Source organism: Roseburia sp. AF25-13LB (assembly GCF_003478915.1).
Taxonomy (GTDB): Bacteria; Bacillota; Clostridia; order Lachnospirales; family Lachnospiraceae; genus Roseburia_C; species Roseburia_C amylophila.
In genome coordinates, this window is sequence record NZ_QUFO01000003.1 from 101,663 (window position 1) to 114,136 (window position 12,474).

Sequence of the window (12,474 nt, forward strand, 5' to 3'; positions counted from 1 at the left end):
GATGAGTAAATTCACAGTAGAAGAAATCAATTTCATGTGTGTGTTTGAGACACAGGACAGGACGGATATGATTGGGCAGATCAGACAGGTAATGCCGCACATAAAGGACAGCGATATGGAGGAGCTTGGAGAGCAGGTGTTAGGTAAGCTCCAGAGCATCACCGATGAGGAATTTGCAGAAATTTCTCTGGAAGCGGCAGAAGATATGTAGGAAAGATAGGCAGTTGGCTGTATTGCTGGCTGCCTGCTTTTTTATTTTCTCAAAAAATATGGCATATAAAATTGATTGAGAAAAATGGTTTTGTAGGGTATAATTCTAATGCATATATTCCGATGTTAAAAATGGAACACAGTGTGTTCCGTTTTTTGAAATGTATTATTTGGGAGGTAGCAATGAAAAAGAATAACGAAATTATCACAAATGATATAGATAAATTCCCAGAATTTGAAAATATAAGAAATGCAATATTAGAAGCACGAGAGAAAGTAGCTACAACGGTTAACTTTGCTATGGTATCCGCTTATTGGACGATAGGAAAACAGTTACATGAAGCAATGAGTGGTGATGGTTCTATTTATGGAAAACAACTGATAAAGTATGTTTCGGTAAGGTTAAGTGAAGAATTTGGGCAAGGATTTGATGAAAGAAATTTGCGTAATATGCGACAGTTTTATGAGGTCTATCCAAAATGGAACACAGTGTGTTCCGAATTGAGTTGGTCGCATTACAGATTGCTTATGCGTATAAAGGAACAAGAAAAAAGAGAGTATTATCAAAATGAATGTGTAGAATGTGGATGGAGTGTACGACAGTTAGAACGTCAGATAAATTCATTTTATTATGAGAGAATATTAGCCACTAGCGAAGGTAAAAAAGCAGAAGTAAGGGGAGAAATCCAATCACTGGAGCCTAATACAGAACCAAAGCATTTATTAAAAGATCCGTATATTTTAGAGTTTTTGGGTTTAGAGGAAAATAAGACATACCTGGAGCATGAACTGGAGCAGGGATTGATTGATAATTTGCAGAATTTTTTACTTGAATTGGGAAAAGGCTTTTGTTTTGTAGCAAGACAAAAAAGAATTACTATAGATGGGGATCATTACTACATCGACTTGGTGTTCTATAATTATATTCTAAAGTGTTTTGTTTTGATTGACTTGAAAACACATAAGCTCACATATCAGGACATCGGTCAAATTGATTTTTATGTAAAATACTTTGAGGAAAACATTAAAACGGAAGGAGATAATCCTACGATTGGAATTGTTCTTTGCTCGGAGAAAAATGAAACAATGGTTAAGTATTCCGTATTAAATGAGAATGATCATTTATATGCTTCAAAATATAAGTTATATATGCCAACAGAAGAAGAATTGAAGAAAGAGATAGAGCGTGAACGATTTAATATTGAACAAAGACTTGATGATTCAGATGAATAATATCAAGGCAGATGTCCTGTGTTGGATATCTGCCTTGTATTATTATAAAGTCTGATTTTTACTTTTTTCCTGCTGTTCCTGTGCCGGATCGGGCTGTGTCCGTCCGAGATACTGATTGAGATTTTCCTGTTTCCGTTTCAGCTCACGCACTTCCTTTTCACAATTTTTATAGGTGGAAGTCAGCTCGCTTTTCTGCTTCATCAGTTTCTGATACTCAGCTTTTAGTTTATCGACATTCAATCCCTTTAAGCTTATGTCCGCCTGTTCAAGCATACGTCTGGCGCCGCCATAAAGAATAATCTGGCTTTCGTATCTGCGGAAATATGCGTCAGGGTTCTTGGCTTTTTTGTAGCCGATATGATAGGAGCGGTTGTCTTTGTACTGCTGTGCGTATTTGATGATTTCCGCAAGGTCTTTGATGCGGTGTTCCAGTTCCACCACGCTCTGCTTTGCAGACTTTCCGGCTTCGGTTTTCACTGCAATTTTGTGTTCCAGTTCTGCAAGGGAACCAACCTCATTATAGCTCTGTGCGGCAATCTTTAAATTCTCGATGGCAGCCCACCTTTGCAGTCCCGGACTGCTTTTGAATTTTTCGTCAGAGGTGTCAATGAGCCTGCGGGCAGAGTAGTCCCTTTTGGGAATCACTGCCTTTCGTTCCCGTTTCCTTTCAATGCGTTCCCTGATACGTTCCTTTGTGTATTCCTTACCCAAAGACTTCGCACTGCCACGCACAAAACGCTCTTTATCTAGAGGGCGGAATGAGATGTATTTGGCAGCTCCTTCTTCAAAAGTTTCCCCCTTGATTTCATACCCTTTGGCTCTCATCAGAAGCAGAAATTCTTCATAAGTGGAAGCCGACTTGATACAGAAATTGATGTCCTTTCTGATCTGCGTTTTCCATGCAGAACCATTCTGATCAGACTGCCATTCTTTGTATTTTCTGCCACGCTGATCACCCGGAATGATGACGGAAAGATTGTGCTCCCTGCACAGCTCATCACTCAGTTTCCGGATGTGATAATAGGACTGTTTGCAGTCGTGATATTTGTTATGTTCGATGTTGTCAGCAGCGCAAAAAATGATGTGATTATGAACGTGTCCTTTATCAATATGGGTGGTTACAATATACGAATATTTCCCCTCTAAAAGTTTATCTGCAAGTTCCTTTCCAATGCGGTGTGCTTCTTCAAAACCAACCTCTCCCGGAGCAAAAGCCTGTATCAGATGATAGGCTTTGTTGGGACTGTTTTCCCGGCAGTGGTCGAGAGTATATTTGAAGTCATAAGCTGCGGTTTCCGGAGAACAGGCATAAGAGGAAACGAACATTTTTTCATCGGTCTTTTCGGGGTTGCAGATGTAGTCTATCGCTTTATCAACGGTTGCTTTGATAGCATGGATTTTTGTGTACGCCATACCTCATTCATCAACTCCTTTACTTCGTCCATATCTTCCTGATAAATATTCCCGGTGCTGTTTATTCGCTTGGCAATCTGATTCAGATTTGAGCTGATACGTCCAAGCTCCGTATTATAATTTCTTAAATAACTGTAATCTACGTCATAGACATAGCCATACAAAATGAGCTTTCGCAAGAAAGCGGACTTGCTTTTCATTCCCGATAATCGGAACTTCTCGTCCAGGATATACTGTTCGTCATCATCGAGATAAAATTGCACAGGATTGGTGCGTTTTCTGTTTGCCATTTCTCTAACTCCTTCTTTTTTTGGGTACAAAAAAACTGCTGTAAAATGTTCGATGTTTTACAACAGTTTGTTTCAATGTGTATTCGATTTTTGGATAGAATTATCCAAGAAAAATTGTAGCAAAATTGCAGAAGAAGGTCAATGATTTTGCTGTGAAAAGTGGCTCAAAAAATATAAGAGGGTTAGGGATACTTCCCTATGGAAATTTACGGGTTATGCCTGCGGCATGAAAAGTAAATTTCAGCCTATGTGTCATGACATGGGCAGTGCTTGCTATGTGTGTTTTCGACACTCCAAAAGGGTGTGTCGGTGTTCCGATTGCTTAGGCAATCTGATTGGAACACATATCTTGGGCTGATAGAATTACTTTAGCTATTTTTTGTCCACTTGCGCTATTAAACTGTCCATTTGCGCTATCGGCTTCAGAAATTTTTATATAATTTCCGATATAATAATCGAAAAGAAAAAAGAGGTGGAACATGATAAGAATTGCAATATGTGATGATGAAAAGAACATACGAACCTATCTTTCATCACTTGTCAGGAAACAGAACATAGAATGTGAAATCACAGAGTATGCTTCCACTGATGAATACCTGTCAGATCAAAAGGAGCATGATTTGCTGTTTCTGGATATTGAAATGAAAAGCGTTGCGTCCGGTATGGACGGTATGAGCATGGCAAAACAGATCAGGGCAACGGAGCTTACAAAGCAGCCAATTATTATATTTGTTACAGGCTATGAAAAATATGTCTATGATGCTTTTGATGTAGGAGCATTTCAATACCTGTTAAAGCCTATTGATGAACAGAGATTTGCCCAAGTTTTCCGGCGGGCAGCCGAACAGATTATATCAGAAGCGGAGCAGCAGAAGAAAACGCTGGTTATCCAATATGCCAATACGAGCAAGGCTATACCGTTAGATCATATTTACTATCTGGAAAGCCAGAGCCACAAAGTTGTAATTCATATGAATGAGGAAGAACTGGAATATTATGCAAAGCTCGGAGATTTGGAAGAAGAATTGCAGGGACAGTTTTTCCGTATTCATAAGGGATATTTAGTCAATCTTGCCTGCATAGATGAGTACAACAAGACAGAAGTAACGCTTGTCAATGGAGATAAGCTGCTGATTTCAAAATATAAATATCCGGACTTTGTAAAAGCATATCTCCGGTATATGCAGTAGGAGGACAGCGGATGAGTGAAACAGAGTTTGTGTTGTTCCAAAATATAATAGGCGGAATTGAAACTTTTTTATATGCAGTCTGTCTGACAGCTTTTTTCTATCCATTTATGACAGAAAAGAAAGAACGACAGGGAAGTAAATTAAAAAAGATACTAATAGTTTTTGGAAGTTATATAGCCATATCCCTTATTGGAAACTTTGTTCCTGCTTATGGGTGGTTAGGTTTGATGATTGTAATAATTTTATTGACGGCATCTTCTGGCTATTTAGGCATGAATAGAAATTTTACATTTTTTATGGGGATTATATTTTTCTGCATTAGAAATTTAAGTATGCTGATTGTGGAAAGTATAGATTTCTTTACAAGCAGATATTGGGTGCAGGAAAAAACATTAGTAGAGGATATTTTTCGTAATGCATCATTGAATTACATTTTTATTGCCGCATTTAGAATCTTCTTGTTTTTAATTATGCTTTTTGTTGTTGGACATCGATTAGGAAAACAAAAGATAGAACTGCAAATAAGGGAATTGTGCTATCTGATTTTGACACCGATAGTAGCAATTTTATTTGGAAATATTATTGTCCGGCTTTGGATAGTGGTGAAAGATGATTTGATTTTTCAACTTTATGAACAATATCCAATATTTCTGGGAATAGTGCCAGTAATTGCAATTTTATTCTATGCAGGAATTTTAATCACAATAGTGTCCTATCAGGAGATGGAAAAACTTCAGGAAGAAAAGAAAAAGCATTTTATTGAAGAACAACAGGTTCATTCAATACAGGAGCGAATGGAGGAAGTAGAGCAGTTTTATAACGGAATACGGCAGATGAAGCATGAAATGAGAAATCATTTGACGAATATCAAGGGACTTATGGAGAGTGGCAATTATGAGGATATGCAACAATATCTGTCAAAAATGGATGAGAGTATGAATGTGTTTGAGATAACTATTCAGACAGGCAATGCTGTTACGGATGTGATTGTAAATGATAAGCAGAAAGCAGCAAGCAAACAGGGAGTACAATTTCAATCAGAGTTCTCTTATCCGGTATCAGACAGATATGATGCGTATGATATTGGAATTATCGTCAACAATTTGTTGCAAAATGCACTTGAAGCCTGTGAAAAAATGAATACGGGGGAAAGATATATTACGCTGTCTGGAAAACAAAAAAGAAAATTTTTTCTGATAGAAGTAAGAAATTCTTTTGACGGGGAAATCAAGTTTGATAGCAATACAAATCTTCCAGTTTCCGATAAAGAAAAAGATATTTCCTTACATGGAATAGGATTATCCAATGTAAAGAGAGAAGTAGAGAAGTACATGGGAGATTTAGATATTAAGGTAAAGAAAAATGAGTTTAGTGTAACAATATTGTTACAAGAAAGGAGAACAGAAAATGAGTATTAGTGGTGTAAATGGTATTGGCGCAACTGCCTACGCTTATATGAACAGCAGTATGAAAACAACAGGGGAAGGCAATTTTGCAAGTGAAGTACAAAAGGCAGAGGAAAGACAGAGCACAACATCAACTACCTCTGCATGGGCGGGGGATATGGTTATTTCGCAGCCACCAAATTATAGTGGCTTTACATATGATAGTTCTATTTCCAATAAGACCAAAGAGGAAATGACAATGGACGAATATAAGCAATGGGTTATGAATGAAATGTCTCAGATGCCTGTGAGCGGATGGTATCGTTCCACATGTGTTGGAGGTTCACTGATTATTACAGATGAAGCATTTGAAAAGATGAAAAGTGATCCAGAATGGGAAAATACTGTCATGAATATGGTAAGAAAGATGTATTCCACAAATGGCATAATGGGATCGAAAATGATTGGTTTTCAAGTCATTGGTGCTTCGCCGGAAGAATGCTATGGTGAAGGTATACCCGTAAAAAGTGACAGTAACTCGGATGACTTATCAGATGATGAAGAATCATGGTGGGAGAAACGCCATGAAGAATTTGAAGAAATTATAGCAGAACAAATAAAGGAGGCACAGGAAAAGGCGAGAGCACAAAAAGAACTAGCATGGGCAAATTATTTAAACAGTCAGTTGGTTAGTCAGCAGAGATTACAAGGCTTTCTTATTGAGAGTGTGCAAAGTGGACAGGATAGAACAAATATATCAGCTTTTCAGCCGATGGGTGTGTCAGCCTACGAGGACACAATAAGTACATTTAGTAAGAGCGTGATAGAAAGTCAAAAGCTTTAAACGAGGAGGTTTAAAAGTATGGATATACAGGCACTTGGAATGCTGAGTAATATAACAGCAATTGTGCAAAAACAAAATGTGAATACTATTGAAGGTGATATAAATGTAGAAAAGGATTTTTACGGAACTCTTAGAGAATAGCAGATAAACTGTGTAAAAGAAGATATATATAATAAATTTCATATTGATGTGGGAGCTGCAAATGGCTATTTTGAGTGTTATATTCCAAGTGATGTGCTATATAAAATGAATACAGATACAGCATTAAGACAAAAAGTTTATGATATGCTTGCAGATTATAGCAGCGATAAATTCAAACTAACGATGCGGACACTTAATCCGCCTGTAAAAAAATGTACACTGGTTTTTGATGATAATGGTGAGATAGTTGCCACATTAGAGCCAGATGTAGGTGGAGAGAAGGCGATTTCGGAGAGGTCAAAGAATACTGAAAAAGTAAGGATAATGAATGCGAGCGATATAAAATCCTTATTGCAAAACGATATGCAGGAGATGATTAAAAAAATAGAAGTACAAGGAGTTATGGCAATGGAATATAAAAAGAAAAGTATTTATAAATAATGTAAAAAGAGAATGTTTGGACTCATAACGAGAAAGCATAGGCAATTCTGACTGACAGAGGAATTGTAGAAGATAGAAAATAGCTTGACAGGAGGAATATTAAAATGGCTATTGGTGGAATTGGCACAACAGGTTATACAGTAGGATATGAAACAAGACGGATGGAAAGGAATACAGCAGGAAAGAATTTTGCAGAGGAGATAGAAAAAAATGTAAATGTTGATAATATAGCGGCATGTAACAAGACCTTTGAATTGCAGGGAGGCGGTGCAATATTATCAACCATTCATGTCCAAACAGGAGAATCTATAGGGATTTATTATGATGAAGAGGCTGGCGGTAATCATATGGTTGCAAAGGTAAAAGGAACAGATGGTTCGGAAAAGGAAATCAAGATTGATCCTGATGAGGTAGATCCATCAAATGCTTCTTATGTAGAAATGTTGGCATTGTCGGCACATTTAAAGCAGCAGGGAAAGATTGATAGTCCGGCAGGAGGAATTGTTGCAATGACGATGGCAAAGCGTGTGCAGGAAGCCAATGCAAGGCAGGGAGAAATCTATGATAAGAGCAGTTTTTTAAGTGAAATGCAAAATACATTAGAGGATTGTCTGAAAAATGGTTTAATGGATACTTATATGCGATACATAAAAGAAGTTGGTATATATTCTGCTATGACAGGCAGAAGTGCATAGGCAATTCAGACTGACAGAGGAATTGCAGAAAGGTTGAAAAAATCATGGATATACAGGCACTTGGAATATTAAGTAGTATTACAATGCAGGAAAATGTTAATGTGGTAAGAAATACAGGAAATGACTTTAGGGAAGTGTTTGAAAAAATCACAGGTGGAGAATTAGCAAGAGAAATTGGTAATAGCTATAATGTAACATTAAATGTGGGTAGCATAGTAAGTTGTCAGCAGTTGCTTGATGAATATGATATGAGAGGTACAAATCATGTCATAATTTCCCCGGAAACATTATCAAAAATGGAGAGTGATCCAGCTTTGAAGAAGAGCGTGCTGAGTAAAATTGAAGAATTTTGCAGTTCTGAATCTCAGAAAGAAATACAAGCTTTATCGCCGCCGGTAAAAAGCGCTGGAATGATAATATATCCGGACGGAAGCACACTTTATTGGCTGGAGGGTTATCCGAATGAAATAGGAAATGAAAAGGATAAAAAAATAGTAAATGAAATGTCGATAAGTGAATCGTTTCAAAAGTATAGTGATACAAATTATCAAGCAACAGAAAATAATTTGGAATCTATTATGCAGATTATGGCAACGGAATATAAAAGGAAGAGTATTTCATAAATATTGTAAAAAAGAGAATGCTTGGACTCATAACGAGGAAGCATAGGCAATTCTGACTGACAGGGGATTGGCATAAAAGGATAATATTCAGAAAAAAAATTTATGATTTTAGGAAATAAGTTAATGCAGGATTTGTTTTACTGTAAAAAACAAAATATTTCAAAATAGGAGGGAAACAATGATTAATATAAAATCTTATTATGTGAATCCAAACAATAGAGTACTTACATCTAATATCAAGAATACAGAATTAAGGATAGAGAAGCTTTTAATCTGAAAACATCAGGAAGCAGTTTGGAACAACCGGAAAAATAATTTTCGTTATAGTATATAGGATAAATAAGAAAAACCAAACAGCAGATAACGTACTGCTTGGCTGGATATGGAAATCATTCTTTTGTATTGACCAGAGCTTTAGCAGTAGATAAAAGTAATAAGGCAGGTGATGTGTATGGGAAAATGCTAGTTCTGACATTTGAAGATAGTGAGGAAGAAATTCTGAATCATATAATATCCTGTGTCAGTATGGGAGTAAGAGCATTTCAAGTAATTGAAAATACAAAAACGAATTTGAGTTTTAATGGATTGGAAATAGATGATATAAATCGTTCGGTAAGAAAACAGAAACAGGAAATAGATTTGACATTTACAGAGTTTGAAATCCTTTATCTGTTAGCCAACAATCCAGGCAGAGTGTTCAGCAAGGAGCAGATTTATGATATTGTCTGGAAGGAATCCTATTCCGGCGATTACAACATCGTCATGAGCCATATACGCAACATACGAGAAAAGATAGAGGATAACCCGAGCAAGCCTGTTTACATACAGACGGTATGGGGTGTAGGCTATCGTTTCAACAAAAATTTAAGCAGCGGTCTGTAAAGAACAAATACAGATCACTGCTTATTTTTCATTTCTGACACCTAAAAGATATTCACAAGATACATGAAAAAATTCAGCAAGGGCAACCACTTCATAATCCGGTACAAAGCGTGTCCCTTGTTCTATTCGTAATACGGTCAAATCGCTAAATTCATATCCGGCAAGCTGGAGCTGTTCTGCCAGTGCTTTTTGCGATAGCTGCCTTTCGGTTCGCAATTCCTTTACTCTATGACCTATCAGATTTTTGGAATTGCTTTCTTTATTCCAGTAAATTTTCATATTATCACCAACTTTCTAAAGATGAAGTGCCACATGATTGATTTTACGGAATAATCTTGATAATATACTTCTAAAGATGAAGTGTGAAAAAAATATTGTTGTAAGAAATTTAAGGATTGATAATACTGCCTGTAAAATGCAATACTTATTTAGAGAAAGGTGGATACAAAAATGAATGAAGTATTTGAAAAGCTATCTGATGTTTTTGAGGAGCTTCGCAGTGAAGCAGACGAACGGGAGTATTCCATACAGACAGAGGAAACAAAGAAAGCAGATAAGGAGCTGAAAAAAGCAAACCGGGAATATGAAAAACTCTTATCTGAGCTTTCGGCAGAGCAGAGAAATTTTTTAGAAAACTATATGGATATTGTAGATCATGCGCACTTTCAGGAGCAACAGAGAGCCTATTATCAGGGTATCGTAGATGCAGTACAGATACTTGCCGGATTGGGGATTGTTAAAGAGAGTGTTAAGGTGAAAGAGTTACTGAATACAATAATGAAATAAGTAAGCAGGGTGGAGCGTCCAATCATGGAACTTCCACCCTGTTCTTCTCCAGAATAATTCAGAAACAATCAAGTTAATATCAAAATCTTTCTGCTATTCTGTCTCATGGGTTTTATATGTACGAAGATAGGCTTCCACAAGTGCAAGAATAGTGGTGATCTGATCGTCCGTACATTCTGAAAGATAAACCAGCAGCCTTTGATAATCCAGATTATCGGTTGGAGCTGCCGGATAAAAAAACGGATCAGCAGAGATATGTAAAGCACGAATGAGTTGTCCGAGTTTTTCAAGACTTGGAACATTTCCATGATTTTCAATCTCTTTGATATATCTTGATGAGACACCGGATTTTTCGGATAACTCATCATAAGTCAGCTTTTGGTCTAATCTGGCTTTCTTCAGGCGAAAACCCATGTCTTTATCAATTTTCTTAGATTTAGCCATATCATGCACCTCCGTATATAGTGTATAGTTCACAATTTGAAAAAGAAATGAACTAATAAAGCACTAAAACAGAGGGATATAGTACACTTTGATGAAATAAGAAACTTTGGATATTGCATATAAAAAAACGCAATGTTCAAAGGTTTTTTCACATGCTTTTTATCCTTTGAATGTGTTTGGGAGAGTTATGTATTCTGAACCGTTGAAAGGATATTTTTGTATTTGGAAAATAGTGTCCTGTCTAGTGCGTGAAAGGGCAGGTAAATAGGTCGCATTTTAAGTAATGCGGCAGATGCTACAGTTGAAAGTGCATTATACGCACTCGTAGAGTGTGGAGAAAATTTAATATCAGATATGAACAGCGTCCTGTGGGTGTGTGCCTGCGAGGACGTTTTTTGCATGCAGAAAAATTTCTATAAAAATTTTTCAATCCACCCGAACATCTCCCCGGTTTCATTTGGGAGATACACCGGAAGGGAAAAAAGGCAAATGCCTTGTCATTCGGAACGGGAGGAGGTGAACTCGTATGGGGCAACCTTCTTCTAAGAATGAAATGACTGTCAGGCATCAGTTTGACCGTTTGTGCCAGATGGCATTAAAAGGTGAAGCTGTCAATTATTACAAGCACATGGACTATCGCAGAAAACACGAAGTCACATTCTCTGAACTGTCAGAAAAGGAGTTGAGCAAATTATTTACTATGGATGAGTACGGAACAGAAAATCATCATTTTGAAGTGCATGGCTATGATATTGAAGTAAAAAATACTTTGATTGCGGAAGCATTAAAAGAACTTACGGAAAGAAAAAGGAATGTTATTTTACTTTCCTATTTCATGGAGATGAGCGATGCAGATATTGCAAGAGAAATGAATCTGGTTCGCAGTACCATTCATGAACACAGAACACGCTCACTGGAAATTTTGAGAAAGATTATGGAAGGAATAGCAGATGAAAAAGATATCTAAAACCAGAAACAAAGAAAATTTGTTGCCTTTCCATATTATAAAGGCAGCATCAGAGGGCGATGTAAGTGCCATCAATACAGTGTTAAAACACTATGAGGGATACATAATCAAATTGTCTACAAGAAAGCTGTATGACGAAAGTGGACAGGTACACTACTGCATTGATGAAACTCTGCGTCGCAGATTAGAAACAAAGCTGATCACAAAGATATTGGCTTTTGAAGTTGCATAACAGGCGGTTAGCATTGTCCCTTTCCATTCGCTGATTGCTGCGTATGCACTCTGTACCTTGACAACTGAATATTTTTTGCATACAGGACGTGAGGATATGTGGAGCCACTAGGTAGATTCGCCAAGATGTACCTGCTCTTTGATAGGAGTGAATGTGAGGAAATGTTGAAACATTACATTGAAGCAAAGGTATGGAGCGAGAAGATCTGACAAAATGTGTGGCAGTAACACAGGGCGATGAAGCATATCCGTGATAATGATACTTCCGGATTGTAAGGAAATTTGCAGTCCGGTCAATTTGAATGACGGTGCAAGACCGATGTGGGCAGAGTAATGATCTGTCACCTGTATTGCATTTTTATCTGCCTATGAGAGCCAGCAAGAGAATTGTGGGTTGTCATTGGCAGATAAAATGCGTGTTAAATTTAAGGAGGATTTGAGTAATGCAGAGGAAGCCAAAGACAATAAATAAGAAAAGACTGGTCAGATATAAGGAAGGGGCAGAAATGTACAGCATGGGTATGAATAAATTTCAGACTCTTGCCAAAGATGCGGGAGCAATTCTGAAGATAGACAGAATGGTGTTAGTAGACCTTGATGTGTTTGACAAATATCTTGAGTCATTTCGGGTGAAATAAATTTTGCAGACAAGGAAAAAGATTTTGGTTTAACCAAAATTCACTTGACTTTTGGTTAAAC

The 12,474-nt window shown here is 37.1% G+C and carries 18 protein-coding genes; 14 read left to right on the forward strand and 4 right to left on the reverse strand.

Annotated elements, in window-relative coordinates:
- Window position 1: 1 nt before the first annotated feature.
- Entirely contained in the window at window positions 2-211 is a 210-nt protein-coding gene (locus DWY37_RS05695; protein WP_006859244.1) for a transposon-transfer assisting family protein, read from the forward strand.
- Between the two features lie 182 nt (window positions 212-393).
- Window positions 394-1,443 carry a PDDEXK nuclease domain-containing protein gene (locus tag DWY37_RS05700; protein WP_044999559.1) on the forward strand — a complete coding sequence of 350 codons (1,050 nt, stop codon included), beginning with the start codon at window positions 394-396 and terminating at the stop codon, window positions 1,441-1,443.
- 42 nt (window positions 1,444-1,485) lie between these two features.
- Here DWY37_RS05700 and DWY37_RS05705 read toward each other — a convergent pair whose 3' ends face one another.
- Both DWY37_RS05705 and DWY37_RS05710 read right to left on the reverse strand, forming a co-directional pair.
- The gene (locus DWY37_RS05705) at window positions 1,486-2,856 is read right to left on the reverse strand and encodes a relaxase/mobilization nuclease domain-containing protein (protein ID WP_044999558.1); all 1,371 of its coding nucleotides are present in this window, start codon (window positions 2,854-2,856) and stop codon (window positions 1,486-1,488) included.
- Window positions 2,805-3,146 carry a MobC family plasmid mobilization relaxosome protein gene (locus tag DWY37_RS05710; RefSeq protein ID WP_006859242.1) on the reverse strand — a complete coding sequence of 114 codons (342 nt, stop codon included), beginning with the start codon at window positions 3,144-3,146 and terminating at the stop codon, window positions 2,805-2,807. The genes DWY37_RS05705 and DWY37_RS05710 overlap by 52 nt, the downstream gene beginning before the upstream one ends.
- Window positions 3,147-3,625: 479 nt before the next feature.
- Between DWY37_RS05710 and DWY37_RS05715 the strand changes: the two genes are divergently transcribed.
- The 8 genes from DWY37_RS05715 (at window position 3,626) to DWY37_RS05745 (ending at window position 9,347) form a co-directional block, all read left to right on the forward strand.
- The gene (locus DWY37_RS05715; protein WP_055264237.1) at window positions 3,626-4,336 is read left to right on the forward strand and encodes a LytR/AlgR family response regulator transcription factor; all 711 of its coding nucleotides are present in this window, start codon (window positions 3,626-3,628) and stop codon (window positions 4,334-4,336) included.
- Between the two features lie 11 nt (window positions 4,337-4,347).
- Window positions 4,348-5,754 carry a sensor histidine kinase gene (locus DWY37_RS05720; protein WP_006859239.1) on the forward strand — a complete coding sequence of 469 codons (1,407 nt, stop codon included), beginning with the start codon at window positions 4,348-4,350 and terminating at the stop codon, window positions 5,752-5,754.
- On the forward strand, window positions 5,744-6,565 hold the full coding sequence (locus DWY37_RS05725; protein WP_055264380.1) for a hypothetical protein: 822 nt from the start codon (window positions 5,744-5,746) through the stop codon (window positions 6,563-6,565). Before DWY37_RS05720 ends, DWY37_RS05725 begins: the two co-directional genes overlap by 11 nt.
- Before the next feature lie 18 nt (window positions 6,566-6,583).
- Window positions 6,584-6,706: a hypothetical protein gene (locus tag DWY37_RS16270; RefSeq protein ID WP_255667663.1), complete on the forward strand. Its 123-nt coding sequence runs from the start codon at window positions 6,584-6,586 to the stop codon at window positions 6,704-6,706.
- A 105-nt stretch (window positions 6,707-6,811) separates the two neighbouring features.
- The gene (locus DWY37_RS05730; protein WP_147403581.1) at window positions 6,812-7,147 is read left to right on the forward strand and encodes a hypothetical protein; all 336 of its coding nucleotides are present in this window, start codon (window positions 6,812-6,814) and stop codon (window positions 7,145-7,147) included.
- A 104-nt stretch (window positions 7,148-7,251) separates the two neighbouring features.
- Window positions 7,252-7,842: a hypothetical protein gene (locus tag DWY37_RS05735; RefSeq protein WP_118540984.1), complete on the forward strand. Its 591-nt coding sequence runs from the start codon at window positions 7,252-7,254 to the stop codon at window positions 7,840-7,842.
- Window positions 7,843-7,886: 44 nt separating this feature from the next.
- Entirely contained in the window at window positions 7,887-8,465 is a 579-nt protein-coding gene (locus DWY37_RS05740) for a DUF6033 family protein (RefSeq protein ID WP_055264386.1), read from the forward strand.
- Between the two features lie 372 nt (window positions 8,466-8,837).
- Window positions 8,838-9,347: a winged helix-turn-helix domain-containing protein gene (locus DWY37_RS05745; protein WP_330417550.1), complete on the forward strand. Its 510-nt coding sequence runs from the start codon at window positions 8,838-8,840 to the stop codon at window positions 9,345-9,347.
- A gap of 21 nt (window positions 9,348-9,368) precedes the next feature.
- Here DWY37_RS05745 and DWY37_RS05750 read toward each other — a convergent pair whose 3' ends face one another.
- Complete coding sequence (locus tag DWY37_RS05750) at window positions 9,369-9,626, reverse strand: helix-turn-helix domain-containing protein (RefSeq protein WP_118540990.1); 258 nt, start codon at window positions 9,624-9,626, stop codon at window positions 9,369-9,371.
- 171 nt (window positions 9,627-9,797) lie between these two features.
- On the opposite strand from DWY37_RS05750, the gene DWY37_RS05755 reads away from it, so the two are divergent.
- Complete coding sequence (locus DWY37_RS05755; protein ID WP_118540992.1) at window positions 9,798-10,133, forward strand: hypothetical protein; 336 nt, start codon at window positions 9,798-9,800, stop codon at window positions 10,131-10,133.
- Window positions 10,134-10,226: 93 nt separating this feature from the next.
- Here DWY37_RS05755 and DWY37_RS05760 read toward each other — a convergent pair whose 3' ends face one another.
- Window positions 10,227-10,577 carry a helix-turn-helix domain-containing protein gene (locus DWY37_RS05760; RefSeq protein WP_171029199.1) on the reverse strand — a complete coding sequence of 117 codons (351 nt, stop codon included), beginning with the start codon at window positions 10,575-10,577 and terminating at the stop codon, window positions 10,227-10,229.
- A gap of 526 nt (window positions 10,578-11,103) precedes the next feature.
- On the opposite strand from DWY37_RS05760, the gene DWY37_RS05765 reads away from it, so the two are divergent.
- From DWY37_RS05765 to DWY37_RS05775, 3 genes are all read left to right on the forward strand, one after another.
- Window positions 11,104-11,544, forward strand: a complete 441-nt coding sequence (locus tag DWY37_RS05765) for a sigma-70 family RNA polymerase sigma factor (protein WP_118540994.1) — start codon at window positions 11,104-11,106, stop codon at window positions 11,542-11,544.
- Entirely contained in the window at window positions 11,528-11,776 is a 249-nt protein-coding gene (locus DWY37_RS05770; RefSeq protein WP_118540996.1) for a helix-turn-helix domain-containing protein, read from the forward strand. The genes DWY37_RS05765 and DWY37_RS05770 overlap by 17 nt, the downstream gene beginning before the upstream one ends.
- Window positions 11,777-12,218: 442 nt before the next feature.
- Window positions 12,219-12,413, forward strand: a complete 195-nt coding sequence (locus DWY37_RS05775) for a DUF6462 family protein (RefSeq protein ID WP_055264249.1) — start codon at window positions 12,219-12,221, stop codon at window positions 12,411-12,413.
- Window positions 12,414-12,474: the final 61 nt, after the last annotated feature.

Coding starts and splice junctions, on each gene's coding strand:
- DWY37_RS05735 (WP_118540984.1), top strand. CDS start 7,252: ATGGCTATTGGTGGAATTGGCACAACAGGTTATACAGTAGGATATGAA.
- DWY37_RS05750 (WP_118540990.1), bottom strand. CDS start 9,626: ATGAAAATTTACTGGAATAAAGAAAGCAATTCCAAAAATCTGATAGGT.
- DWY37_RS05715 (WP_055264237.1), top strand. CDS start 3,626: ATGATAAGAATTGCAATATGTGATGATGAAAAGAACATACGAACCTAT.
- DWY37_RS05725 (WP_055264380.1), top strand. CDS start 5,744: ATGAGTATTAGTGGTGTAAATGGTATTGGCGCAACTGCCTACGCTTAT.
- DWY37_RS05775 (WP_055264249.1), top strand. CDS start 12,219: ATGCAGAGGAAGCCAAAGACAATAAATAAGAAAAGACTGGTCAGATAT.
- DWY37_RS05720 (WP_006859239.1), top strand. CDS start 4,348: ATGAGTGAAACAGAGTTTGTGTTGTTCCAAAATATAATAGGCGGAATT.
- DWY37_RS05700 (WP_044999559.1), top strand. CDS start 394: ATGAAAAAGAATAACGAAATTATCACAAATGATATAGATAAATTCCCA.
- DWY37_RS16270 (WP_255667663.1), top strand. CDS start 6,584: ATGGATATACAGGCACTTGGAATGCTGAGTAATATAACAGCAATTGTG.
- DWY37_RS05730 (WP_147403581.1), top strand. CDS start 6,812: ATGAATACAGATACAGCATTAAGACAAAAAGTTTATGATATGCTTGCA.
- DWY37_RS05770 (WP_118540996.1), top strand. CDS start 11,528: ATGAAAAAGATATCTAAAACCAGAAACAAAGAAAATTTGTTGCCTTTC.
- DWY37_RS05760 (WP_171029199.1), bottom strand. CDS start 10,577: ATGGCTAAATCTAAGAAAATTGATAAAGACATGGGTTTTCGCCTGAAG.
- DWY37_RS05755 (WP_118540992.1), top strand. CDS start 9,798: ATGAATGAAGTATTTGAAAAGCTATCTGATGTTTTTGAGGAGCTTCGC.
- DWY37_RS05705 (WP_044999558.1), bottom strand. CDS start 2,856: ATGGCGTACACAAAAATCCATGCTATCAAAGCAACCGTTGATAAAGCG.
- DWY37_RS05710 (WP_006859242.1), bottom strand. CDS start 3,146: ATGGCAAACAGAAAACGCACCAATCCTGTGCAATTTTATCTCGATGAT.
- DWY37_RS05695 (WP_006859244.1), top strand. CDS start 2: ATGAGTAAATTCACAGTAGAAGAAATCAATTTCATGTGTGTGTTTGAG.
- DWY37_RS05740 (WP_055264386.1), top strand. CDS start 7,887: ATGGATATACAGGCACTTGGAATATTAAGTAGTATTACAATGCAGGAA.
- DWY37_RS05765 (WP_118540994.1), top strand. CDS start 11,104: ATGGGGCAACCTTCTTCTAAGAATGAAATGACTGTCAGGCATCAGTTT.